The organism is Nocardia terpenica (assembly GCF_013186535.1).
Lineage (GTDB): Bacteria > Actinomycetota > Actinomycetes > Mycobacteriales > Mycobacteriaceae > Nocardia > Nocardia terpenica.
In genome coordinates this window covers 717,252-739,291 of sequence record NZ_JABMCZ010000005.1, presented here as the reverse complement: position 1 = coordinate 739,291, position 22,040 = coordinate 717,252, and the positions used below count along the sequence as shown (strand labels likewise).

Here is a 22,040-nt window from a genome sequence, read left to right as displayed (position 1 = left end):
GTGCCTCGGATTCGGTGGTAACGTGCGGCATTGGGTAGAGCGATAGTATGACGGAATCGGCTGTGGGCGTTACGATTTAGAGATCGTCGCCATTGTGGCCCAGGATGCTGCGGCCGGTGCTTATCGAAACATGTTGCTGGCCAACGCCATCGACTGCGCGACAGGGCCGAATCGCTACGCCTGCCGTGTCGATTCGACGGTCGTATGCATCGGGGCGGGGGACAGAATGCTGTGCATGACGCCTCCGGCTTCGCTGCGCAATCTCAATGTGAATCTGCTGTCGATCTCGGGGTGGACTGAGCAGGAGGATCGAGGGGACGCGGTGACACAGGTTTTCGCGTGACGGGCGGCGTTACGACGGCAAGGAGGGACGGCCGTGACCTGTACGTTGGGAGTTGTGTTCGGTAGCGTCGCCATCCGTGGTTGACAACGGAGAAGTCCGGGACGCTGGGCTGTTGGCGGTCGGGGACGGTCACGAGATTTATTGGGAAGAGTCGGGAAGTCCCGACGGGATCCCCGCCGTGTATCTGCATGGGGGTCCGGGGGGTGGGCTCGGTGCCGGTGGGTACCGAAACAAGTTCGCTCCCACGAGGTTTCGTATTATCGGCTTCGATCAGCGGGGTTGTGGGCGGTCGACGCCGCTCGCCACGACTGCGGGCTACGACCTGGGTCAGAACACGACGGCTCACCTCATCGAGGACATGGAGCGGCTTCGCGAATACCTTCAGGTCGATCGGTGGCTGGTCAACGGGGCCTCGTGGGGTACGACGCTGGCGCTGGCCTACGCGCAGGCTCACCCCGAGCGGGTGCGCGGCATCGTGCTGGTGGCGGTCACCACCACCGACCGCTTCGCCGTGGACTGGATCACCGAGACGGTGGGCGCGATCTATCCCGAAGCCTGGGATCGCCTGGCCACCCATGCCGAGCAGGCTGGCATCGGCTATCGCCGCGGTAACGGGCGTCTCATCGCGGCCTATGCGCAGTTGACGACGCATGCGGACCCGGCGATCCGCAGTGCCGCGGCACGCGCCTGGGTGGAGTGGGAAGACCACCACATCTCGATCGGAACCGGTGGCGTGCAACGGAATCCCCGCTGGGAAGACGACGAGTTCCGGGAACTGTTCGCGACGCTGGTCACCCACTACTGGGCCCATGACGCCTTCCTGACGCCGCCGATCCTCGAGCGCACGGACCGCCTGCACGGCATCCCGGGCACACTGATCCACGGCCGCCACGACGTCAGCAGTCCCGCGGTCATCGCCTGGCGACTGCACCGCGCCTGGCCCGGCAGCGAGCTCATCCTCGAGGAGGGCGAAGGCCACGGCGGCACGGCAATGGTCGAGTCCTGGCGTGCCGCCAACACCCGCCACGCCGACAGGATCGAGAACGAACCGGACATTCGATAACGGCCGCCGAGCATGGCGCGCGTTGGCCCATGGCCCGAATTGGTTGGGCGACAGGTCTTCCGACGCACGCTAGCGCTGAGTTCAGGTTGTTCGCGTGGGATATCCTCGGCGGCACCGATGAATTTTTCGTGGATCGGCCGTCGATACCTCTGGATACACCGGATGGGGGAGTAGGAGACGTAATGAGCGGTATCAGGGTGTTGGTGGCGGGAGCGAGCATTGCGGGGCCTGCGCTGGCTCACTGGCTGCGGCGGTGGGGGGCCGAGGTGACCGTGGTGGAGCGGGCCTCCGGGCTGCGGCCGGGCGGGCAGGCGGTGGATGCGCGCGGGGTTACCAGGGAGGTCATCCGGCGAATGGGGTTGGACGCGGCGGTGCGCGCGGCGCGCACCGAGACTGCGGGCGCGCACATCGTGGACGCGGACGGGAACGTGCTGGAGACCTATCGTGCGGACGACGACGGCGGCGACGGGTTCATCTCGGAGATCGAGATCTTGCGCGGGGATCTGTCGCGGGTGCTCTACGACCACACCCGCGACGGTGTCGACTACCTCTTCGGCGACCGGATCGCCGAACTCACCCAGGACCCGGACGGTGTCGACGTGATCTTCGCGAGTGGCGACCGGCGGCGCTTCGATCTGGTGATCGGGGCGGACGGACTGCATTCGGCATTGCGCGCAATGGTTTTCGGGCCGCGGGAGCGGTTCGTCCGCCACCTCGGACTGGTGCTGGCCTTCTACAGTGTGCCCAACGAGTTCGGGCTGGACCGCTGGCTGCTCGACTACCAGGAGTCCGGTCGCTCGGCCGGTCTGCGCCCCATCCGGGACGCCACCCGGGCAATGGCCATGTTCACTTTCCCCGCAGCGGATTTCGATGTCGACTACCGCGACATCGAGGCCCAGAAGAGCCTGCTGCGCGAGCGGATGGCCGGAATGGGCTGGATGGCCCCGCGTATCCTCGCGCACCTGGACGATTCCCCGGACTTCTACCTCGACCAGGTCGCCCAGGTGGTGATGGACCGTTGGTCGAGCGGGCGGGTGGCGCTGCTCGGGGACGCGGCATTCAGCTCGTCGCCGATGTCCGGGCAGGGCACCGGGCTGGCTTTGGTCGGTGCTTATCTGCTGGCCGGGGAGCTGGCCGCCGCCGGATGGGACCCGGAGGCGGGATTCGCGGGCTACGAGGCGCGGATGCGCTCGTTCGTCGAGGCCAACCAGGAGATCGGGCGGCTGCACGCGCGCATGCTTGTCGGCACAGGGACGAGCACGGAGCCCGAGTGGTCCCCCGAGTTGATCGAGCGCGCGATCAACGGCCTCGATCTGCCCGACTATCCAGGGATGCCGGACTCCAGGACCACGGCCGGATCGCCGATCACCTCGTCGGCCAAGTCGTAGACCGACGCAGGACCTGTGGACTGCCATCGCGATTGACCGTGACCACCGTCGCGGGTGTGGAACCGACAAGCTTGCGTGCGGTGTCGTCGAGTTTCATGGCTGTTGGAGTGGTCAGTGGATGACGTCGAAGATGTTTTTCTGCACGCCGTTGGCGTAGGCCTGGGATTCGACGAGCTTCAGTTTCCGGGTGTCTTTGTCGGCGGTGCTGAACAGGCGCTTGCCCGCGCCGAGCAGCACCGGGAAGACGAGCAGGTGGTAGCGGTCGATCAGGCCCGCGTCCGAGAGGCTCCGGTTGAGGGCGGCGCTGCCGTGGATGATGATCGGGCCGCCGTCGGTCTCCTTCAGGGTGGCGACCTGGTCGATCGAACGCAGGATCGTGGTCTCGCCCCAATCGGCGACCAGGTCCTCGTCGGTGAGGGTGGTGGAGACGACGTACTTCGGCATCGTCTTGTAGTCGGCGAACTCCTCCATATCCGGCCACACCGGGCTGAATGCCTGGTAGCTGACCCGTCCCATCAGGATCGCGGTGGATTCCTTCTGCTCGCGTCCTTTGATTTCGTATGCCTCGGGCAGGAATTGGACGTCTTTGAAGGTCCATCCCGAGTTGCGATAGCCGGGTTCGCCACCGGGACCCTCCACGACGCCGTCGACGGAAATGAAAGCGGTGCTGATCAGGGTACGCATGCGGGTCTCCTCGAAAGGTGTCGTCGGGTTCGTTTCTCGATACTGTCTCGGTCAGGAGTGAGGCGGCAGCGTCTCAGTAGTCTGCTATGGACTAAATTTTTGTCAAGACAAGGATTATCGTCGGGAGCGCCTGCGCGCTGTTGTGGCAGTGACGACGTCGCCGAGGCCCGATCCACGGACCGTGCGCAATCTTTCTGCCCCATGGCGTGCGTCAGTCGATCGTCGAGATTACTTGGGCGGCATGGTTTTCCAAGGCGCACACTTGTCGATTTCGAGAGGTCGCGATCAAACCCGTTGGAGGCGCGCCGGTGAGTTTCCGCTGATCGGTCCGCCGCTGTTCCCCCGGGCGGCGGCATCGTCGAGCGGTCGCTCGATGTGCTTCGCCCGGGCGGTCACCTGGTGACGGCGGTCGCGGAGCAGAAACCGTTGGCCGTCAGTCGATCTCGCGAACCTCCGTCGACTTCGGGGTGGGATGCATGGCGAGCAGCCGCCAGTCCGCGCCGTCGCGCGACCATACCGCCAAAGTGACATTGTCCAAGCGCTTCTCGTCTCCGCCGGACGTGAAGTCGGCCGTCATTTCGCCGAGCACGACCGCGGTATCTCCCACCACCTCGATTCGATGGATCGGGTGGTCGATGCGATGGAAGTCCCACGCACCCGCACGGCATTTACGCAGATAGGACTCATAGGTGTCGGTCGCGCCGTTGGTGTGGGTGTAGCTCAACCGCGGATGACACAGCACCGCCAGCTTGTCGGCATCACCGGCGAGTACCGCATCGAAGCGCTCACTCTCCAGCCGAGCGATTGTCTCCACATCTTTCCTCATGTCGGTCACCAACGCCACTGTATGCGCGTGCATGCAATCGTGTCGAATCGGTGACGTGTGTGGTGGTGATGGCCGCACACCCTGCCCGAAGACCAACCAGCCGAGAGCGTTTCGCGCAGCTGGGCGTTGGCCAACACCCCCCTGGTAGTGCCGATATTTGTGTATTGCGTTGTCGATCAGCGGGTCTCGGAATGAGCTCCGGTTGGGTGCTGCTCGTAGCATGGGACGATGCGATCGACCGGACACGAGTGTGAGGTTGCGACTGTTCGGGCTGCTGAAGCCTGGGATATCGCCCGTCCGACGCGGCCGAGCCGAGTGGCTGGCGTCAGGATGGCCGGATTTCGCGATCGGAGTACGGACTCGATCGAGTTGCGGGTGATCCCGCATCCATCGGTCACGCTGGTTCTCGAGTTCGGGGACGGTTCGCTCGTGATGTACGGTGCTACCGATCGACAGCAGCGAGGCAGTTTCGTTGGGGGGCTTGCGCCCGGCTCGGTTCATATGCGGGGCAAGAACATCGAGTGCGTGGAGGTGCGCTTGTCTCCGGTGGTCGCGCGCGCCGTGCTGGGTGCCCACCCAGCGGAGTCGGATCACAGTGTGGTCGCCCTCGACGACCTGTGGGGCCGGGATGCGGCACGGATACGAGAGCAACTGAGCGAGATAGCTTCCTGGGACGCCCGTTTCGCGGTAGTGGAGGCATCGCTCACCCGCCGGGTCGCGGCGGGGCCGCTTGTGGACCCTGAGGTGGTGTGGGCCTGGGATCGGATCGTCGTCAGCCGCGGCTCGGTCCGGGTCGAGGATCTGGCGGTCGAGCTCGGATGGAGCCGTCGACGCCTGTGGACCCGGTTCCGGTCGCAGATGGGACTGCCTCCTAAGCGTGCTGCAAAGCTGGTGCGCTTCAACCATGCTGCTCACCGCTTGGCCGCAGGCGACAGTGCGGCCCGAGTCGCCGCGGAGTGTGGCTACGCCGACCAGTCTCATCTGCATCGTGACGTCTGGGCGTTCACTGAAATGACTCCGGCAGCCTTGGCCGGTGACCCTGGGTTCGCCGCAAACCAGATCGCGTACCCGAGTCGAGGAACATTCGTACAAGACCGGCGACCTCGAGCAACCTCAAGGTGAGGTCATGCGAAGTCACGATCCCATCGACCTTGCCAGGCATCTTTCGCTGTTCGATTTCCGGACCGACCGCCACGTCGTACCACTCACCGCACGCGACGCCATCGAGATGTATCGCACGCCGGGTGCCAGCGGGAATTCCACCGCCGACGACCCTCGCGTTCGATGTTCAGATCCACAGATCGGCACCCCGAGTACCCGAGACCTGGAGCAGATGAGATGAACCTGCGCGACGCACGAGTGTTGTTGACCGGGGCCACCGGCGGAATCGGGCACGCGCTGGCGATCGACCTGGCCGCTCGCAGCGGGGAAGTGGTACTCACCGGACGCCGGACCGAACTGCTCGAGCCGCTGGCCGAGAAGCTGCATGGACGGGCCATCCCCGCCGACCTGACCGACCGCGACGCGATCGAGGACCTTCTGAAAGTGGCGGGCGAGATCGATGTGCTTGTGGCCAATGCCGCGCTGCCGGCAACGGGCCTGCTGACCGACTACTCCATCGGCGAGATCGACCGCGCGCTCGATGTCAACCTCCGCGCTCCCATCGTGATGGCGAAGCTAGCCGGGCAGCGCATGGCTGCTCGGCGCCACGGTCACCTGGTCTTCATTTCCTCCCTGTCCGGAAAGACCGCCTCCGGGCAGGCATCCCTATACAACGCCACCAAGTTCGGAATGCGCGGCTTCGCCCTCGCGCTCCGCGAGGACATGCGGCCGCACAACGTCGGCGTCTCTACCGTGTTCCCCGGCTACATCAGCGACGCGGGCATGTTCGCCGACTCCGGCGCCACCCTGCCCCGCGGAATCGGCACCCGTACGCCCCGGGATGTGGCACGCGCGACCATACGAGCTATCGAGAAAGATCTCGCCGAGGTGGACGTGGCGCCGCTGAGCCTGCGCCTGATTGCCCTGTTCGGCGGCGTTGCCCCCGGCTCGTCCGCCGCCACCCAGCGTCTGCTCGGAGCCAGCAAGATCACCGAACAACTCGCCGAAGGCCAGCGCTACAAACGCTGACAGCTCACTCGCATCCCCACGTCACCGTGACTCGTAATCACTTGTGCGGCAATACATCTGCTTGAGCATTCGCAATTTCGCTGGACGAGTGGTTGCCGGGGCGAGATGCTCTGCGGCACAGAACTCCATCTCTCTCTATGCCGCGTTGTGGTCGTCCCAGTGCGTGGTAGCCGTTGGCCACCAGTCGGTCTCGTGGACATTCGATTCTGCGAGTGGATATTCAGCGGATCTGTCGAACGCCGGATGCGGGCGGGACTGAGATCCGGTGCGAGGGGCAAGGTTTGGGGTTGGTCGACGGAGGAAGCGGTGAGTTGGGGGGCGAATCCGGCGATCAGGGCCATCAGCCAGCGGGCGGTTCGTTGGGCGGACAGGTCGGTGGGGATGGTGCCTTGGCGGCGGGGGCGTCGGACCCAGGTTGTGAGGTTGTCCAGGATCTGCCGTTGATGGGTGGCGACGGCTATGGCGATTTGGTCGTGATGGAGTGCTGCGCCGACGGTGCGGATGAACCCGGGGGCGCGAACCCGATGCCGGTGGTCCGGCAGATCGCCGCGGTGGTGGTGCCGTCGAATCCGTCGGCGGCGAACCTGGTCAGGGCGGCATCGATGATCTGCAATCTGCGCTGCTGGTGCCACTTCTCGTCGACTGTCCTTGCCGTGGGCCCATTCGTCGCGGCCCTCCGCGAACTCATGGCGGCTAACGTGCGGAAGATGCGCTCACCCGCCGTGGATCCGGATCTCCTGGACTTCGCCATCGCCCTTGCCGACAGGGCCGGACGTCTGGCCGCCGATCGATTCTTCACCACGGACCTTGCCGTTGCGACAAAGCCCGACGGCTCTGCGGTGACCGATGCCGACCGTGCCGTCGAGAACCTCATTCGCACCGAACTTCGGCAACGGTTCGCCGACGACGAGATCTACGGCGAAGAGGACGGAACCACGCCGGGGACGTCCGGGCGGAGTTGGGTCATCGATCCGATCGACGGGACCACTTACTTCGCCCACCGCATCCCGCTGTTCAGTACCAGGCTGGCCTGCTATGACGAGCACGGCCCGGCCATCGGCGTCATCAACGAGCCGATCGCGCAGCGGATGGTCTTCGCGGGCAGGGGATTAGGCTGTCGGATCAGGACCGGCGGCCGAGAGACCGCGCCGATTCTGCGGCACACCAACGACCTTGCCGACGCCCGCGTCGAGATCGTCAACCCCAGCCGCTGGCCCGGTGACCTGCTGATGACCCTGCATCGGAACGTGAAGATCACCGGCTACCTCGGTGGGGTCGCGGGTGGGCTTCTCACCGGCCTGATCGATGCGATCGTGATCGGCGGAACCGAGCAGGGTTACGAAGACCTCGCGCCCCTGCCGGTGATCGTCGAAGAGGCGGGCTGCGTGGTCACCGACCTCGACGGCGGCCCCCTCCTGTCCGGGCCGGGCTCAGCCGTGATCAGCACCCGCCCTCTGCACGGCCGATTGCTGGAAATCATCCGCCCAACCCGGCCTGCTCGCCGGGGGGTTTGATCGGGTCGTGGGCGTTGGTCGGTGAGCGGCGACGACGGCAACCGAGATCAGCGCCGGTTGCTGGCCGCCTGCCCCGACATGAAGCTGGCCGTTCCCTTCGGCCAAATCCGCTGGCGTAACAGCATTCTCATGCGTGGGGTCGAGCGGCTGCTCGTCATGCCCCTCGGTGTCAACCGCCGAGTCTGGTGAGGAAGGCGTTGATCTTGGCGTGGATTCGTTGCGCCTTCTGCTCGGCGGTGAGGTCCTCGCGGTAGCGGGCGCCCAGGGCGGGGCGTTTCTTGTTGCGTGCGTAGAGGGAACAGGCCAGGTCGGTGCACATGTAGGTGCCGATCGAGTTGCCCGCGCGGCCGGACTCGCCGGTCTTGGACGCGGTCATGAGTGATACGCCGTGGCCGGTGTGGGTGGTGGCGCAGATGGTGCACATCTGTGTGCGGCCGGAACCGCCGCCCTGGTAACGCATGGCCACTCCGACGAGCCGATCATGCTGGGGGACAACGAGATAGCAGCGTCCGGGCAGCGTCGGGTCGCTCCAGCCGAGGAAATCGAGGTCGTCCCAGGGCTGCTCGGCCAGATTCCGCGGAACATGCAGCCGCTTGGCATCTCCCTTGGAGCAGTTGACGAATGAGGATCTGATCTCGCGTTCGGTCACGGGATCCATGATGGGGTTGTCGTTCCTTCCGTGGAGTGAGCAGCCGCGACTCGGCGGCGAATGCCGTGGGGTAGTGGGCTCCTTCCTACTCTCATTAAGTTAGAACCTAATGTCAATAGGTTAACTGATGACGGCGAGCCCCCGATGCGGGGGTCTTCCGGAGTCCGTGGAGTCGGCCTACGGTTGGACAGATTTCACACCTCGAACGATGGGAACGGCTCTGTATGAACAAGTTTGGCGCATTCCTGCTGATTGCTGCCGCTGCCTGCGGCATCGCGACGGCCGAGGCCGGAGCGGCTGCCGCGGCCGAGAGTGTGAGCGCGAACACTGTGGTGGCTCCCGGAGGGTCGGCCCCCACCGGCACCGGTTCGGCAGCGAGCCTGGCGGACTTCCTCCGGGGCATCATGACCGGCAGCGCCGGACTTCCCGAGCACAACTGAGCGGTGCTGAAACGGCCGGAGTGCTTGGCCGACACTACTTTCCGGCAACCGCTCGTGAGATCTAGTTCGCCACAGCCGATTTCATCCGTTGTCGCGGGTCGGTGCACCAGCGCGTGGCACCGGCCGCGGCGCGCTGTTCGTCAAACTCGCCAAGTGCAGGTGGAGGACGGCGCGCATGGTTTCTGGATTGCGGCGGTCCGGGTCCACCACCGCGGCCAGGGAGAGACCGTCCAGAACTGCGGCGAGACGGTCTGTTTCGAGTTCGAGGTCGTCGGTGTGCAGCACTTCGGCGGCGGCCATCGCGGACAGCACGCGGTGCACCAGCGATCGCGCACCGGCCAGTGGGGCCGCCGCCAGCGACGACAGTTCGGGGCGCGCGCGAGCGGCGGTGGTGAAGGCCAGCCATACCGCCGCCTCCTCGAAGCGGGCCTGGTCCAGGGGTAGCAGTTCGACCAGGATCTGTTCGGCGTAGCTGCCGGGGATGTGATCGTCCGGCAGCGCGCGGGATTCGACCTCGCCGCCGGGGAACAGTGCGGCCAGATGGCGCTCCACCCGCTCGGTCACCCGGTCGTTGAGTTCGGTCAGGGTGAAACTCAGCAGTTCGGCGTGGCTGGCGAAGTAGTGGCGCACCGAGCCGACGACCAGCCCCGCCTCCTCGGCCACTCGACGCAGCGACGCCTTCTCGACGCCATCGCGAGCCACCACGCGAAATACCGCGTCGGCCACCGTTTTCCGGCGCTGAACCGGATCCACGACCTTGGGCATGAGTGGCGATCCTCCGTTTCGGAACGACCCGAGTCGTCTCGGCTCTTGTTTTTATAGCACAGGCTAGCTATTTTAATTAGCATGCTTGTGCTACCAAAGCGGGTCGGCATCACGGCACCGCACCGTCCAGGAACTTCCGCATGACCCCCGCGCTGATCGTCGCCGCTGTCGCCATTGTCGTGATCGTGGTGATCATTCGCCGGTTCGCCGGGGAACCGCTCAATGCCAAGGACCTGTTCGTTCCGCCGATCGTGCTCCTGGGCATCGGCGTCTACATCCTGATGAAGCAGGATCCGACCGGCATCGATATCGCCTGGATCTGTGTGGGCCTGCTCGCCGGGTTCTGTTGCGGCGCACTGCGCGGCACCACGATCCGGCTGCTGACTCGCGATGGCGTGCTGTGGCAGCGATATACGCCGCGGACCCTCGCGGTGTGGGTGCTGTCCGTGGCCGTGACCGCGGGCGTGAGCATCCTCGGCGCCCGTCTGTGCGCGCACGCCGACATGCGCCCCACCCAGCTCTCGATCGGCGTGAGCCTGCTCGGCGAAGCACTCGTCATCGGCCTGCGCGCCCTGTCCACCGGCCACCCCTTCGCACCGGAAAAGGTAGCTAAGACCCGGTCTCCGCTCGTACCCATCTCCAGGGAAAACGCACGGCCCAGGCACCGATGACCTGTCCTGTCGATGCGGACACGATGGCGGATCGTTCCCTACGCGTCGTCTCTCGAAGGCCGAGGATCGGACGAATTCCGAGCGAAGGTGACCTTCGCGATCACCTCTTGCAGCACTGCGGGATCGGCCTCCCCGCGGGTACGCCAGGCGATGAAGCCGTCCGGGCGGACGAGAATGGCACCGTTGCGACCGATGTCGACCGCCGCTGCCGACTCTTCGTTCAACTGCACGGCGCGTAAATCGAGTTCTTGTGCGGCGGAGACTTTTCGGGCCGCCGCGCACCAGTCGTCGCCGTCCGGCCCGGCCAGTACCGCGAAGCGGGATTCGTTGAGGTCCAGGGTGGATACGCCGGGGGCGATCCAGCGATGCGGGACTCGTGAACCCGGTGCGCCGTCGAGGCTGACGGCGAGGTCCTCGGTGGAGGGGACCTGCCCGACCGGATCGATCACCCCCGCGGAATCGTATCGGTAGCCCATGGTCACCAGGGGTGCGTTCCATGCTCCCGCGGCCGCCCGTTCGGCCGTTGCCGTCGGATCCCAGTGCAGGCGTGGGTTTTCCCAGCGCAGCAGCGCCTGCCGGGTGACCAGCTCGGCGACGCCGTGGCGTTCGGCGTGATAGGTGTCCAGCAATCCGTCGCCGGACCGTCCGGCCAGCACCGCGGCCAGCTTCCAGGCCAGGTTGTGCGCGTCGGCCATGCCGGTGTTCAGGCCGAATGCGCCGAGCGGGGAGACGGAGCGAGCCGCGTCGCCGACGAGAAAGACTCGCCCACAACGGAATTGGTCGGCCATCCGCACGGTCGCCCGCCACGGGATGGTGCTGAGGATCCGGACCGGCACGTCCGCCCCGAGCGCGGTGCGAACGACGTCGGCGCACTGCTGCTCGGACATCGTGCCCTCCGGAGGCAACGCGACGTGCAGCACCCAGCGTCGTTCCCCGACGGCGAGCAGTATGCCCGTCGCCGCCGGATGGTCGATCTGCGTCATCACCGGCATCGAGCCGAAACGGCCGATCAGGTCGGCATCGAACAGGATGTTCATATTGATGTCACCGATCTCGCCCGGCCCCGTCGTGGTGACGCCCAGTTCGCTTCGCACCGTGGTGTTCACCCCGTCCGCGCCGACCAGATAGTCGGCCCGGACCACCCGCCCGTCGGACAGTGTCACCGCGACCGCGTCGGCGTCCTGCTCGACTCCGACGACACCGACGCCGAATTCGACGGTCGCACCGCGTTCGCGCGCGGCCGGACCCAGGACCGTGTCGAGCCGGTCCTGCGGATAGTGACCGCGTGGCGATTCCGGTGAAAGATCGAGCCCCGCAGGAAGATTCGGCACACCCGCTCGGCTCCGGTCGAGCTCGGCGACCGTGTACGCCGTTGCCCGCCACAACTGCGCCGAGCGCACGGCGACCCGGTCCACCTTCTCCCGCAGCCCGACCTCGCGGAAGAACTCCAGCGTGCGCGGGCTCACCCCGAGCGCGCGCGGGTGGTTCGACGGGGCTGCGCGTCGCTCGACCACCAGCGACCGCACGCCATGGTGGCCGAGAAACACGGCCGTGGACAGGCCGACGGTGCCGCCACCGGCGATGACAACGGGGATGTGAGACAAGGGAACTCCTATCTGGGAACGATGTACCCAATATGGGAACAGTGTATCCGATGCGTACACTGTGCCCATGCCGTCTTCGTCACAGCCCGCGACACTGGTCTGGATGCGCGACCGCCCGCGTGGCGGCCGCCCGGTCATCTCCGAGGAGAAGATCGTGGGCACCGCGATCCGAATAGCCGACGCCGAGGGCCTGGACGCGCTGTCGATGCGGCGCATCGCGGCGGAGATGGGATCGGGCACCACCTCGCTCTACCGTCACATCGCCAACAAGGACGAACTGATCGAGCTCATGGTCGACGCGGTGTACGCGGAGGCTCCGTTCCTCGGTCCCGCCGCCGACTGGCAGGCCGAAATGGCCGCTCACGCCCGCGAGTTCCGCGCTCTGCTGCTGCGGCACCCGTGGCTGGGGCAGCAGGCGTCCCGGCGTCCGGCGCTCGGCCCCAATGTCATCCGGCACGCCGATCACGCGCTCGGACTGGTGGGCGCGGCGACCGATGACCCCACCCGCGTCGCGCTGATGGTCGATGCCGTCAACACCTACGTACTCGGCTCGGTCGCCACCGAACTGGCCGAACTCGAGGCGCAGCGCAGCACCGGCATGACCGAGGACGAATGGCGGAATTCGGTGGGGGAGTACGTGCAACAGGTGGTTGAGTCCGGTAAGTATCCGCACTTCAACCGGCGCATCATCGAAGCCGAAGACCCGGACGCCGATGAGCGTTTCGAGTTCGGCCTCACCAGCCTGCTCGCCGGACTTGCCATCACTCTCGGTCACGAATAGCGCGGTGGCCTGACGGCCTTCCGGTGTGAGCGCCGCTTACGCTGCACACATGGTCGACGATGACGTGACACCCGCGGCGTTCGGCCCGGCCCCCTGGGGTTCCCGGCTGCTGGGCCCCGCCGAGGAGGGGATGCTGCGGCGGCGGATCCGGATCCAGGCGCTGCTGACCGTGCCGTTGATCCTGGCCAATCTGGTCGGGATCGCCGTCGCGATCGTGCTGACCGTGTTCGTGCTGCCCGGACCGCCGCTGCTGACCTGGTCGCTGGTGCTGTTGAATTTCGTTGTCGTCCCGGTCTATATCGTCGTGGCGCTGGTGGGCGGGCTGGTGTGGGGGACCGTGTGGGGCGTGCGCACCCTGCGCTGGGCGATCGATCCGGATCGGATTCCCACCGAACGCGAACAGATCGAGGCCGCCGCGGTGCCCCGGCGGCTGGTCGTGGTGCAGCTGGTGTTCTGGCTCGGCGGTTTGCTGCTGTTGGTGCCGCTGTACGGAATCGCCGATCCGGCCTTCGTGCCGAAGTTCATCCTGGGCGGGGCGTTCAGCGCGATCGTGGTGTGCGCCAGCAGCTATCTGTTCGCGGAGTTCGCGCTGCGGATGGTGACCGCGCGGGTGCTCGATGCCGCGCCGACCCGACGCCGGCGCGGCATCGGCGTGTTCGGTCGTTCGGTGCTGATGTGGATGGTCGGGTCCGCGACACCGGTGATGCTGCTGATGGTGGTGGCCGTGCTGGCCCTGTCGGGCGTGTCGGTGAGCACCCAGCGGCTCGCGGTCTGTGTGCTGTCGCTGGGCGGGGCGACGCTGGTGTTCGGTCTGCTCCTGATGGCGCAGACCCTCGCGGCCGCGGTCGCGCCGATCCGCGGTGTCCGCACCGCGCTGCGGCGAGTCGAGGACGGCGATCTCGATGTCGCGGTCACGGTGTACGACGGCACCGAACTGGGCGAGTTGCAGAGCGGATTCAACCGCATGGTGCGCGGCCTGCGGGAACGCGAACGCCTGCGGGACCTGTTCGGGCGGCACGTCGGTCACGATGTCGCCGCCGCGGCCCTGGCCCGCAATCCGGAACTCGGGGGACAGGAGCTGGAGGCGGCGGCGCTGTTCGTGGACATCATCGGATCGACCACGATGGCGGCCACCCGCCCCGCGCCCGAGATCGTGACCATCCTCAACCGGTTCTTCGAGATCGTGGTCGACGAGGTCGAACGACACGGCGGACTGGTCAACAAGTTCGAGGGCGATGCCGCCCTGGCCGTCTTCGGCACGCCCGCACCGATTTCCGACGCCCCCGGCGCCGCGCTCGCCGCCGCCCGCGCGATCCGGGACCGAATATCCGGTGCCGCAACAGAATTCGACGCCGGAATCGGGGTCGCCGCGGGCCGGGTCGTGGCCGGAAACGTCGGAGCCCACCGCCGCTACGAGTTCACCGTCATCGGCGACGCCGTCAACGAGGCCGCCCGCCTGTGCGAACTCGCCAAATCCGACCCGACCCGAGTCCTGGCCTCCGCCGGTACCGTTCGCGCCGCCGACGCGTCCGAGCAAGGCCACTGGGCGCTCGGGGAGTCGATCACCCTCCGCGGCCGTGTCAGCCCGACCGGGCTGGCCAGGCCGCGGTAGTGGCTGGTTCGGGTAGGTACGGCCACACCCTCGACAGCCCGCGACTATGCGACTAATCTAACGTTCTGTCGCAATGGTGCACAAGCGAGGAGTGATCGATGGCCGAGCTCTCGACGGCGTTGTCCCCCGAGCCGACCCGGCTCGGGCCCGACTCATTGTTGTGGAAGGCGGCGGGCGACTGGCGCATCTACCTGATGACACCGGCGACCAGCCTGATGCTGAACATGCTGCCCGGCGTGTCCGCGGGTGTGGAACAGCACTCCACCACCGTGTTCGTCGAGCCGTGGGCGCGGCTGCTGCGGTCGGTGCCGCAGATCCAGGAAGGCGTGTTCGATCCGCGCATGGCCGAACGCATCCGCGATTACCACGGACAGATCAAGGGCACGGACGCGCACGGCGAGCGGTATCACGCGCTGAGCCCGGAGCTGTACTACGCCTCGCACGCGGTGTTCACCTACACCGCGATGACGATGATCGACCTGTTCGATCACCGGCTCAGCGACGCCGAAAAGGCCGACTGCTACGAGGAATCCAAGATCTGGTACCGCAACTACGGTGTCAGCGATCGCGTGATGCCGCCGACGTGGCCCGAATTCCAGGACTATTTCGGGAAACTGATCGCCGAGGGCATGGAGAACACGGCGGTGACGGCGTACCTGCTCGATCTCTACCACCGTCCGGGTGCGTACCGGCCCGCGCAGATGCCTCCGATCGTGTGGCGGCTGCTCGCCCCCGTGGTCGGCTCGCATGCACGCCTGCTCGCTGCGGCGGCCGTTCCCGAGATCTGTCGCGAGCGGGCCGGGCTACGATTCTCCCGGGTCGACCGCGCCCGATTCGCCGCCCTGTCCGCTACCGTGCGCACGATCTGGCCGCGCCTGCCCGAACGGGTCCGGATCACGCCGCGGGCTTGGTACGCCAAGCAAGCCGTGCTTCGCGAACGCCACGGCCTGACCGGACACTGACACTCGAAGGAGCACTCGCGATGCTGGCCGCACTGCTGGCGACCAACCCCGAGCAGGACGCCACCGGCGAACAGATCATCGACGCGGCGCTCGCCGAATTCACCGAATTCGGGTTCCGCCGCGTCAGCATCGCCGACGTCGCGCGCCGCGCCGGCCTGCATCGCGCCACCGTCCACCGGCGCTTCCCCACCAAGGACGACCTCGTCACCGCCGCCTCGATCGTCTGGGCCCGCCGATTCTTCGAGACCGTCACCGCCGCGGTCGCCGACCTGACCACCTTCGAGGACCGCTTGGTCGAGGGATTCACGTTGTCGCTGAAGGGGTTACGCGCCGACCCGCTGGTGACCCGCATCCTCGTCACCGACGCGGACACCGTCCTGCCGTTCCTCACCACCCAGGGTGGCCCCGTCCTCGCCTCGGTCACCGAATTCTTCGCCGAGCAATACCGCCTTGCCCGGCCCGACGCCCCCGACGTCGACATCGCCGCCGAACTCGCCGCCCGCATCGGCCTATCCCTGCTGCTCACCCCGGCAAGCCGCGCCGCCCTCGACACCGACGACGACATCCGAGCCTTCGCCCGCCGCTACCTACTAGCCCTCACCTGAACCACACCGCCCGAAAACTCGCCGATACCAACGTCTTTTCCGTGAGGATCGTTGACGACAGCGCTAGCTGCGCCATCAGGAAATCGGCGGGAAGCGTGTGGACATGCTCTTGTATGCCGCGATCAGACCGACGGGCTAGGTCTTCGCCGAACGTCCGACTTTGCCGCTGATCGGGCGGTCGACAGGACGAGAGCCGTTGCGGCGCAGAACGTCGGTGTTGCCCGTCCAGCGGATGTCGCGTTGTTATACGTCGTTCGTGGTTGGTGGGATGTCGTGGGTGGTTAGGCGTAGTTGGGGAGTGGTTGTAGCAATGGCGGCGATGGTGGCCAAGCACAGTAGTGCGCCGCTGAGGAGTGCGGTTGTCCCGGATGTCAGGCCCGCGACGATGCCCGCCCGCAGGTTGCCGATATCGGGTCCGGCTCGACCGACGATCTGCTCAGCTGCGGCGAGTCTGCCGAGCATGGCGTTCGGCGTGTTCAGCTGCACGATCGTGCTGCGTGACACGACCGCGACGGTGTCTGCGGCACCGGCCACGACCAGGAAACCGAGTCCCAGCCACGGATTGCCCACGAGACCGAACAGCCCCAGTGCACCGCCCCAGACCGCGCAACCGCACAACATCACCAGACCAGGGCGCGGCAGCCGGGTAAAAGTCCCGGACAGGACGGAGGCGATCGCGCCGCCGACCGCGACGGCCGACAGAAACAACCCGAGGGTGCGCGGGTTGTCCCCGAAGCGTTCGGCGTTGATCAAGGGGAACAGGCTGATCGGCATGGACAGCACGGTGGTGGCCAGATCAGCGAGCAAAACGCCGCGGACGGCAGGGTTTCCGATCAGAAACGCCAAACCGTCTCGCACTCCGCCCAGACCCGCCCGGGCCTGTCCGCCCTCGGGCGGCATCGACGGTAGCCCGAACGCGCCGTAGAACGCTGAGCCGAAGGTGATCGCGTCGATCAGATAGCACCCACCGATCCCCAGCGATCCCAGTACCACCCCACCCAACGCCGGGCCGACCAACATCGCGGCCTGCCAAGCGATCCGGTTCAACGCCAGCCCGGCGGCCAGCTGCGTGCGCGGCAGCAGATGCGGAATGAACGCGCGGAACGCCGGGCCGCCACCGGCCACGAAGCAGGACTGTACTGCTACCAACAACAGCACCCCGGTCACCGGCAGTTGTCCGAGAAACCCTTGCGCGGCGAGAAGCAGCGAGCACACTGTCTGACCAGTAGTGGTGGCCAGGTAGAACTTTCGCCGGTCGGTGCGGTCGGCCATCGATCCGGCGAACAGACCGAAGGCGATGATCGGCACCGCCTGGGCGACGCCGACCATGCCGGTCCATACGGTGCTGTGGGTGCTCCGCCAGACCTGAAACATCACCGCGACCAGCGTCATCCGACTACCCAGCCCGGACAACGCCGCACCGGCCCACAGCCGCCGGAACTGCGGTGACCCTCGCAGCGGAGCCACGTCCACCAGGGCGTCCCTTATTGCCATGCAGGGTCCTCGGCCAGTTTCTCGGCGATCCTGTCGTGGAAACTCTTGCGGTGCAGCGCGTTCTCGATGTCGGTGACAACCGTGCTGAGCGGGTACGGGATCTCCGCCTCGATCTCGGCGATGGCAGCCTCGGTGGCACGCCACTCGGCCGCCAACCGCCCCACGATGCGCCGGGCCCGGGCCGTCAGGGTGATCTTCTTGCTGCGCGCATCGACTCCGGTCGTGGTGCGGACCAACCCGGCGGCCCGCATCGCCGCCACCTTCTGACTCATCGCCGAATGTGAACGTTGCACCGATTCGGCCAGCTCCGCGATCGTCATCGGGCCCCGCGCCTGCAACCGGATCAGTTCCATCACGAAGCTCGGCTTGAGGCCCTCGATGTGTGCCTCGGTGTAGATCCGGGCGATTTCGGTGTCCATCGCGGCCTGCAACAACCGCAATGGGCGCCAGCGGCTGTGCTCGGTCGGGTCCTGCGCAAGCTCCTCGCTCATCCGGCAATTATAACAGCGCTTATATAAGTGCCGTTAGATATAGGACATATGGCTCCCATCGAAACGTCCTGACATGCCGCGCGATGTGCAACCGCTCAGATCGGTTGGCCAGCAGTTGATCTCGTGAACACGGGCTCCTGCCGATTTCCCGCGCGGCGGTGTCCGCGGTGGACGTGGCGCGTCGATGTGCTGGTCGTGTCAGCGGCTCGGGACGCGGCGTTCCCGTGCCAGCACGGTGCCCGCAGGCCGCGGTCAGTGCGTACTGGCTACACTTTGGTTATCGCAATGTCGATGGCGTGCCGATCCCTGTCCGTTCATGCAGCGGGAGGATGGTGTGATGTCGAGAGCATGGCTCCGCCGCGCGTTTGTCCTGCAAATTACCGCCTTTGTCGCATGCTTGGGCGCTAGCTCCGCGGTGGCGGTCGCGGTGCTGGTAACCAGGCAGCCGCCGAACTGGACGCCCGGTCTCGCCGCGGCTTATCGGTGGGCGCAATGGATGGGCTATCCCTTGGCGGCGGTGGCGCTGTGGTCGGCGCACCGGCTGCTCGGGCTGGGGGCCGACGAGCTCGGGCTGCGTGTATCGCACCGCACGGCAAGCGAATTCGCCAAGGCGATGGGTGCGGGTTACCTGTCGATGTGGCTGGGTATGGTCGTGGTGCTGGGCTTCATGCCGAGTTGGCTCGACGACAGTGTGATCGCGGCGCTCGGCGAGCGCCCGGTGTGGGATCGGGTGCAGGGGAGCGTGCGCGCGGGCTGGGTCGAGGAGACGGTGCTGCTGGCGCTGCCGATGGCGATCGCGTCCCGGCTGCGGTGGCCGTGGTGGGCACAGCTGATCGTGCTGGTGGTGCTGCGCCTGCCGTTCCACCTGTACTACGGGCCGGGCGCGCTCGCGGCGGTTCTGGCGTGGGTCGCCCTGCTGCGCTTCGCGTATGCGAGAACGGTTCTGGTGTGGCCGTTCATGGCTGCCCACATCCTGTACGACCTCAACGTCTGGCTGTTCACGGGCCTCGTGCGGCCGCTGCTCACCCTCGTGCTGCTGGGGCTGGGCGTCTGGGCGTCGGTGACCTGGTGGCGCAGCGGCGCCGCGCCCGACCGCCGGAAGCTACCGAGCCGGTGGCGCGGCCAGTGACACGGTTCGCGTCGGAGTACAGCGCCTCGGGGCGGCGGGCACCGTTGCGGGAGGTGTTCGCCGGACCGTGGCCGATCCCGTGGTCGGCTGGTCGACGTCCACACATGCCGCATGGCGCACGTTGGCCGATCGCTCAGACCGGTTGGGCGACATGGCTTCCTGAGCGGCGGTAGCGTCTTGTTATCGCTGGGGGTCCAGTGCGGTCGAGGGAAGTGGTGTGGGTGGGACTCGATTACAGCTATCTGATCTATGTGCCCGCGGGCGTTGTCCACGCTCACCGACATGGCGCCCCGGGACCATCGGCCCCCGCTGGAGCTGACAATGCCCGGCGGGCAGAAACTCCTGGTGCCGTTCACATCCCGGTTCGACAGCGCGCCGGTGGACTGCTCCACGAGCGAGGACCTCGAGCTGGAATTCACTGCCGCGACGACGCGCATGAGCATGCTTTTCGAGCGTTCCGCGAGTGTGCAGGCGCTGGCCCGACCCAGGCTGATGTCCTCTCGGGTGCCGAACTCGTGCACCAGGAGCGCTCAGCCTTCGCCGTCGAGGGTCAGTACGACCAGCGGGATCGGCCGGTCCACCCTGGACTGGAAATCCGCCAGCAGCGAGTTGTTGGCCAGCACCCAGGCCGCGAACTCGTCGTAGTCCCCGGCGTGGAGCACCTTGCCGGTCCCCTGGTAGGTCTTGTCCCGGAGCTCGATGGTGACCTGCGGATTCGCCGTGATGTTGTGCCACCAGGCCGGGTACCTGTCCTCGAGGAACGAGCTCACGTACAGGGTGTCGTCCCGGTACAGGGCTCCCAGCGGAGTCGTGTGCGGCTTGCCGCTCTTGGCTCCGAGGGTGGTGAGCAGGATGAGCTCCCCGCCCGCGTAAGCGCCGCCCACCGTGCCCGCGTTCTCCCGGAACTCCCGTATCACGTCATCGTTCCAGTTGGCGATGCCGCCCTGCTGGTCCCACGCCTGGTTCCACGGCGCGTCCGGATCGGTGTAGTCGGTGAAGTTGGCCTGATCCGACTGTCCCGCAGTCGATTCGATCTCGCTCATGAGCCGAGTATGCCGAAGAGATAGGACAGATCCGGTCCTAAGCTCACCGAGAAAACTGAACGCATCTCGCAAGCCAACGCCCTGTCATGCCGCGTGGCGCGCGTTGGCCGATCGTTCAGATCGGTTGGGCGGCACGATCTGCCAACGTACTAACATGCCGGTTAGCTGGCGAATATTCAGGTCTTCCCGTAGGCCAGCGGCTTCCGCGAGTCACTGTCAGGCCCGTCCGGTCCGGCCATTCGCGATCAGCGGATGCGCTGTCGAGCCGCCAGGTGGCCCGTGACGAGATCCGCTGCCGCTCAGGACATCCCAGCATGCCGGTCGCCGACCGCCAATGTTGTTCGGGCGACTCGAGGCTTCGATCGGTGCCGCAGGACGACGTTGACGGCGGGTTCGTCGTAGGGTGCCCGGGGATCTTCGAGACGGGGTGGGGCGACAATGTTGTGGCTGATGTGCGTCAGGTCGGCGGCAGTCAGGCAATTCCGCCGGATGGCGGGGTGGCGGTTGCCGGTGGCATGGTTCACGGTGTCGCTGCTGGCCACCGTCGGTTTGTGGCGACTGCTACTCGCGCGACAGGAGAAGCCGCCGGAGGTGCCGTTGTTCGGTGGTCTGATGCTGACGCAGCTGGGTCTGGTCCTGCTGGTCGTTCCGGTTGTACTGTCCGATGCCGCCCGCTCACCGAGTGTGCGCGGCACCTCGCGGTATCCAACCGATCCGCTCGGCAGCATCTCCCGGTGGATCCGCACTGCCCGATACCCGTTGACCGAGGCCGACTTTCGTCCCGACCGGCATGACCCACCCGGCTACGCGGAGTCCTGGTATCCGGGCGCACCGATCTGGCCCGGCGGGCTGGCCTTCGACCTGTTGCTCGCGGCCCTCGCCTTCGGAATCACCGCCCGCCAGACGGCACGTGGCCGACGGCGTTGATGGCGGCGTCCGATCGGCTCAGGTGCCGGTGTGTGCGCGGGCGACGGTTCGGCGGGCGTCGCGCCAGGCGATCAGGGCTGTTCGCAGGCGGGGTGAGGGGAGGTTCTCGCCCCGGCGTCTCGCGCGTAGTTGATCGACCAGCCAGCGGGGAGCGTCGGCCTGTTCGACTGCCTGGCTCTTGGTCAGAAGTGCACCGTTGCGCAGCGCATAGCGGCCGCGAGCCATCGATGTCAGGCCGAGGTCGGCGATGATGGGATCCAGCCACAGCCATGGGCGCCGGGCCGCCCACGCCCAGTATCCGGTCAGCTCGGCACGGGCTGCTTCGCGGACATCGTCGTCACCCATCGCAGGCAACACGGCGCGCGGCGGGCGACCGAAGACGGCATATCCATGACACACGAGCTCGGCCCTGGTGATTCCGGAAAGGATGCGCTCGACCAGCAAGCCGTGGGTCCACGTCGGATGCCTCATCCGAACATCGGAGACCTTCTCGGCCTCGACGTAGACGCATCCGAGGTTGAGGCCACAGCCCGCACCTTCGTCGACACAACGATGCACCGCCGTGAGAGTGGCCTGCCGGTGCGTGTCGACCGGGCCGTCGACAAGCGCGACCAAGTCGATATCGCTGACCCCGGGAACATAGTCCCCGGTCGCCAGCGATCCCGCGACGAACAAATCATCGACCCACCCGAGCCCCGCCAGTCGCCTGCCGAACTCCGCCACGACAGGCACCGAGGTCACCATGGACGCAGTCTACGAACCGACGGTGACATCATCCATGAGATTGCCGAGACGGTCGGCACGTTCAGGCCGCTGAGCGCGTTGGGCGCTCGTGCGATCAAATAGCCACGCCGCTTCGGCCGGTGCGTCCTGGTCCGGATATCCGGCAAAGCGGCTGCGGCACTGAGGAACTCGCTAC

The 22,040-nt window shown here is 66.7% G+C and carries 23 protein-coding genes; 14 read left to right on the top strand and 9 right to left on the bottom strand.

Annotation, left to right across the window (positions count from 1 at the left end):
• The first annotated feature begins 419 nt into the window (after positions 1-419).
• Both pip and HPY32_RS39305 read left to right on the top strand, forming a co-directional pair.
• Positions 420-1,406 (top strand): prolyl aminopeptidase, encoded by a 987-nt coding sequence (gene pip, locus HPY32_RS39310; protein ID WP_197696491.1) that lies wholly within the window; start codon positions 420-422, stop codon positions 1,404-1,406.
• 182 nt (positions 1,407-1,588) lie between these two features.
• On the top strand, positions 1,589-2,794 hold the full coding sequence (locus HPY32_RS39305; RefSeq protein ID WP_067587826.1) for an FAD-dependent monooxygenase: 1,206 nt from the start codon (positions 1,589-1,591) through the stop codon (positions 2,792-2,794).
• A 111-nt stretch (positions 2,795-2,905) separates the two neighbouring features.
• Here HPY32_RS39305 and HPY32_RS39300 read toward each other — a convergent pair whose 3' ends face one another.
• Both HPY32_RS39300 and HPY32_RS39295 read right to left on the bottom strand, forming a co-directional pair.
• Positions 2,906-3,478: a dihydrofolate reductase family protein gene (locus HPY32_RS39300; RefSeq protein ID WP_067587829.1), complete on the bottom strand. Its 573-nt coding sequence runs from the start codon at positions 3,476-3,478 to the stop codon at positions 2,906-2,908.
• 433 nt (positions 3,479-3,911) lie between these two features.
• Complete coding sequence (locus HPY32_RS39295) at positions 3,912-4,304, bottom strand: nuclear transport factor 2 family protein (RefSeq protein WP_067595775.1); 393 nt, start codon at positions 4,302-4,304, stop codon at positions 3,912-3,914.
• Between the two features lie 330 nt (positions 4,305-4,634).
• Between HPY32_RS39295 and HPY32_RS39290 the strand changes: the two genes are divergently transcribed.
• The 4 genes from HPY32_RS39290 to HPY32_RS39275 all read left to right on the top strand — a co-directional run bounded on the left by HPY32_RS39290 (position 4,635) and on the right by HPY32_RS39275 (position 8,137).
• The gene (locus HPY32_RS39290; RefSeq protein WP_082871829.1) at positions 4,635-5,426 is read left to right on the top strand and encodes a helix-turn-helix domain-containing protein; all 792 of its coding nucleotides are present in this window, start codon (positions 4,635-4,637) and stop codon (positions 5,424-5,426) included.
• 216 nt (positions 5,427-5,642) lie between these two features.
• Positions 5,643-6,434 (top strand): SDR family NAD(P)-dependent oxidoreductase, encoded by a 792-nt coding sequence (locus HPY32_RS39285; RefSeq protein ID WP_067587837.1) that lies wholly within the window; start codon positions 5,643-5,645, stop codon positions 6,432-6,434.
• A gap of 212 nt (positions 6,435-6,646) precedes the next feature.
• Complete coding sequence (locus HPY32_RS46375; RefSeq protein WP_156674434.1) at positions 6,647-7,948, top strand: inositol monophosphatase family protein; 1,302 nt, start codon at positions 6,647-6,649, stop codon at positions 7,946-7,948.
• A 21-nt stretch (positions 7,949-7,969) separates the two neighbouring features.
• Entirely contained in the window at positions 7,970-8,137 is a 168-nt protein-coding gene (locus tag HPY32_RS39275; protein ID WP_156674435.1) for a hypothetical protein, read from the top strand.
• On the opposite strand, the gene HPY32_RS39270 is transcribed toward HPY32_RS39275, so the two are convergent.
• Entirely contained in the window at positions 8,118-8,606 is a 489-nt protein-coding gene (locus HPY32_RS39270; protein WP_067587840.1) for an FBP domain-containing protein, read from the bottom strand. The two genes, HPY32_RS39275 and HPY32_RS39270, sit on opposite strands and share 20 nt — an antisense overlap.
• A gap of 215 nt (positions 8,607-8,821) precedes the next feature.
• Between HPY32_RS39270 and HPY32_RS39265 the strand changes: the two genes are divergently transcribed.
• On the top strand, positions 8,822-9,037 hold the full coding sequence (locus HPY32_RS39265; RefSeq protein WP_067587842.1) for a hypothetical protein: 216 nt from the start codon (positions 8,822-8,824) through the stop codon (positions 9,035-9,037).
• Positions 9,038-9,118: 81 nt separating this feature from the next.
• Here the strand turns inward: HPY32_RS39265 and HPY32_RS39260 are convergent, their stop codons facing one another.
• Positions 9,119-9,802, bottom strand: coding sequence for a TetR/AcrR family transcriptional regulator (locus HPY32_RS39260; RefSeq protein ID WP_067587845.1), 684 nt, complete (start codon positions 9,800-9,802; stop codon positions 9,119-9,121).
• A 140-nt stretch (positions 9,803-9,942) separates the two neighbouring features.
• Here HPY32_RS39260 and HPY32_RS39255 point away from each other — a divergent pair, with 140 nt between their 5' ends.
• Complete coding sequence (locus HPY32_RS39255) at positions 9,943-10,473, top strand: CcdC protein domain-containing protein (protein ID WP_067587848.1); 531 nt, start codon at positions 9,943-9,945, stop codon at positions 10,471-10,473.
• Between the two features lie 38 nt (positions 10,474-10,511).
• Here HPY32_RS39255 and HPY32_RS39250 read toward each other — a convergent pair whose 3' ends face one another.
• Complete coding sequence (locus HPY32_RS39250) at positions 10,512-12,077, bottom strand: FAD-dependent monooxygenase (RefSeq protein WP_067587851.1); 1,566 nt, start codon at positions 12,075-12,077, stop codon at positions 10,512-10,514.
• A gap of 67 nt (positions 12,078-12,144) precedes the next feature.
• Here HPY32_RS39250 and HPY32_RS39245 point away from each other — a divergent pair, with 67 nt between their 5' ends.
• The 4 genes from HPY32_RS39245 (at position 12,145) to HPY32_RS39230 (ending at position 16,037) form a co-directional block, all read left to right on the top strand.
• Positions 12,145-12,858, top strand: a complete 714-nt coding sequence (locus HPY32_RS39245; protein WP_067587854.1) for a TetR/AcrR family transcriptional regulator — start codon at positions 12,145-12,147, stop codon at positions 12,856-12,858.
• 49 nt (positions 12,859-12,907) lie between these two features.
• Complete coding sequence (locus HPY32_RS39240; RefSeq protein WP_067587857.1) at positions 12,908-14,470, top strand: adenylate/guanylate cyclase domain-containing protein; 1,563 nt, start codon at positions 12,908-12,910, stop codon at positions 14,468-14,470.
• 98 nt (positions 14,471-14,568) lie between these two features.
• The gene (locus HPY32_RS39235) at positions 14,569-15,432 is read left to right on the top strand and encodes an oxygenase MpaB family protein (protein WP_067587860.1); all 864 of its coding nucleotides are present in this window, start codon (positions 14,569-14,571) and stop codon (positions 15,430-15,432) included.
• A gap of 20 nt (positions 15,433-15,452) precedes the next feature.
• Complete coding sequence (locus HPY32_RS39230; protein ID WP_067587862.1) at positions 15,453-16,037, top strand: TetR/AcrR family transcriptional regulator; 585 nt, start codon at positions 15,453-15,455, stop codon at positions 16,035-16,037.
• 243 nt (positions 16,038-16,280) lie between these two features.
• Here HPY32_RS39230 and HPY32_RS39225 read toward each other — a convergent pair whose 3' ends face one another.
• Positions 16,281-17,531, bottom strand: a complete 1,251-nt coding sequence (locus HPY32_RS39225; RefSeq protein WP_067587864.1) for an MFS transporter — start codon at positions 17,529-17,531, stop codon at positions 16,281-16,283.
• A complete protein-coding gene (locus tag HPY32_RS39220) occupies positions 17,522-18,022 on the bottom strand; it encodes a MarR family winged helix-turn-helix transcriptional regulator (RefSeq protein ID WP_067587867.1) in 501 nt (166 codons plus the stop codon). The genes HPY32_RS39225 and HPY32_RS39220 overlap by 10 nt, the downstream gene beginning before the upstream one ends.
• Positions 18,023-18,419: 397 nt before the next feature.
• Here HPY32_RS39220 and HPY32_RS39215 point away from each other — a divergent pair, with 397 nt between their 5' ends.
• Positions 18,420-19,151, top strand: a complete 732-nt coding sequence (locus HPY32_RS39215) for a CPBP family glutamic-type intramembrane protease (RefSeq protein ID WP_156674436.1) — start codon at positions 18,420-18,422, stop codon at positions 19,149-19,151.
• A 530-nt stretch (positions 19,152-19,681) separates the two neighbouring features.
• On the opposite strand, the gene HPY32_RS39210 is transcribed toward HPY32_RS39215, so the two are convergent.
• Positions 19,682-20,194 (bottom strand): nitroreductase/quinone reductase family protein, encoded by a 513-nt coding sequence (locus HPY32_RS39210; RefSeq protein ID WP_082871348.1) that lies wholly within the window; start codon positions 20,192-20,194, stop codon positions 19,682-19,684.
• Between the two features lie 510 nt (positions 20,195-20,704).
• On the opposite strand from HPY32_RS39210, the gene HPY32_RS39205 reads away from it, so the two are divergent.
• Positions 20,705-21,121, top strand: coding sequence for a hypothetical protein (locus HPY32_RS39205; protein ID WP_156674437.1), 417 nt, complete (start codon positions 20,705-20,707; stop codon positions 21,119-21,121).
• Between the two features lie 18 nt (positions 21,122-21,139).
• Here the strand turns inward: HPY32_RS39205 and HPY32_RS39200 are convergent, their stop codons facing one another.
• The gene (locus HPY32_RS39200) at positions 21,140-21,865 is read right to left on the bottom strand and encodes a nucleotidyltransferase domain-containing protein (RefSeq protein WP_067587875.1); all 726 of its coding nucleotides are present in this window, start codon (positions 21,863-21,865) and stop codon (positions 21,140-21,142) included.
• Positions 21,866-22,040 lie beyond the last annotated feature (175 nt).

Coding starts and splice junctions, on each gene's coding strand:
- HPY32_RS39300 (WP_067587829.1), bottom strand. CDS start 3,478: ATGCGTACCCTGATCAGCACCGCTTTCATTTCCGTCGACGGCGTCGTG.
- HPY32_RS39260 (WP_067587845.1), bottom strand. CDS start 9,802: ATGCCCAAGGTCGTGGATCCGGTTCAGCGCCGGAAAACGGTGGCCGAC.
- HPY32_RS39285 (WP_067587837.1), top strand. CDS start 5,643: ATGAACCTGCGCGACGCACGAGTGTTGTTGACCGGGGCCACCGGCGGA.
- HPY32_RS39220 (WP_067587867.1), bottom strand. CDS start 18,022: ATGAGCGAGGAGCTTGCGCAGGACCCGACCGAGCACAGCCGCTGGCGC.
- HPY32_RS39295 (WP_067595775.1), bottom strand. CDS start 4,304: ATGAGGAAAGATGTGGAGACAATCGCTCGGCTGGAGAGTGAGCGCTTC.
- HPY32_RS39230 (WP_067587862.1), top strand. CDS start 15,453: ATGCTGGCCGCACTGCTGGCGACCAACCCCGAGCAGGACGCCACCGGC.
- HPY32_RS39270 (WP_067587840.1), bottom strand. CDS start 8,606: ATGGATCCCGTGACCGAACGCGAGATCAGATCCTCATTCGTCAACTGC.
- HPY32_RS39290 (WP_082871829.1), top strand. CDS start 4,635: ATGGCCGGATTTCGCGATCGGAGTACGGACTCGATCGAGTTGCGGGTG.
- HPY32_RS39235 (WP_067587860.1), top strand. CDS start 14,569: ATGGCCGAGCTCTCGACGGCGTTGTCCCCCGAGCCGACCCGGCTCGGG.
- HPY32_RS39305 (WP_067587826.1), top strand. CDS start 1,589: ATGAGCGGTATCAGGGTGTTGGTGGCGGGAGCGAGCATTGCGGGGCCT.
- HPY32_RS39225 (WP_067587864.1), bottom strand. CDS start 17,531: ATGGCAATAAGGGACGCCCTGGTGGACGTGGCTCCGCTGCGAGGGTCA.
- HPY32_RS39255 (WP_067587848.1), top strand. CDS start 9,943: ATGACCCCCGCGCTGATCGTCGCCGCTGTCGCCATTGTCGTGATCGTG.
- HPY32_RS39210 (WP_082871348.1), bottom strand. CDS start 20,194: ATGAGCGAGATCGAATCGACTGCGGGACAGTCGGATCAGGCCAACTTC.
- HPY32_RS39240 (WP_067587857.1), top strand. CDS start 12,908: ATGGTCGACGATGACGTGACACCCGCGGCGTTCGGCCCGGCCCCCTGG.
- HPY32_RS39245 (WP_067587854.1), top strand. CDS start 12,145: ATGCCGTCTTCGTCACAGCCCGCGACACTGGTCTGGATGCGCGACCGC.
- HPY32_RS39265 (WP_067587842.1), top strand. CDS start 8,822: ATGAACAAGTTTGGCGCATTCCTGCTGATTGCTGCCGCTGCCTGCGGC.
- HPY32_RS39200 (WP_067587875.1), bottom strand. CDS start 21,865: ATGGTGACCTCGGTGCCTGTCGTGGCGGAGTTCGGCAGGCGACTGGCG.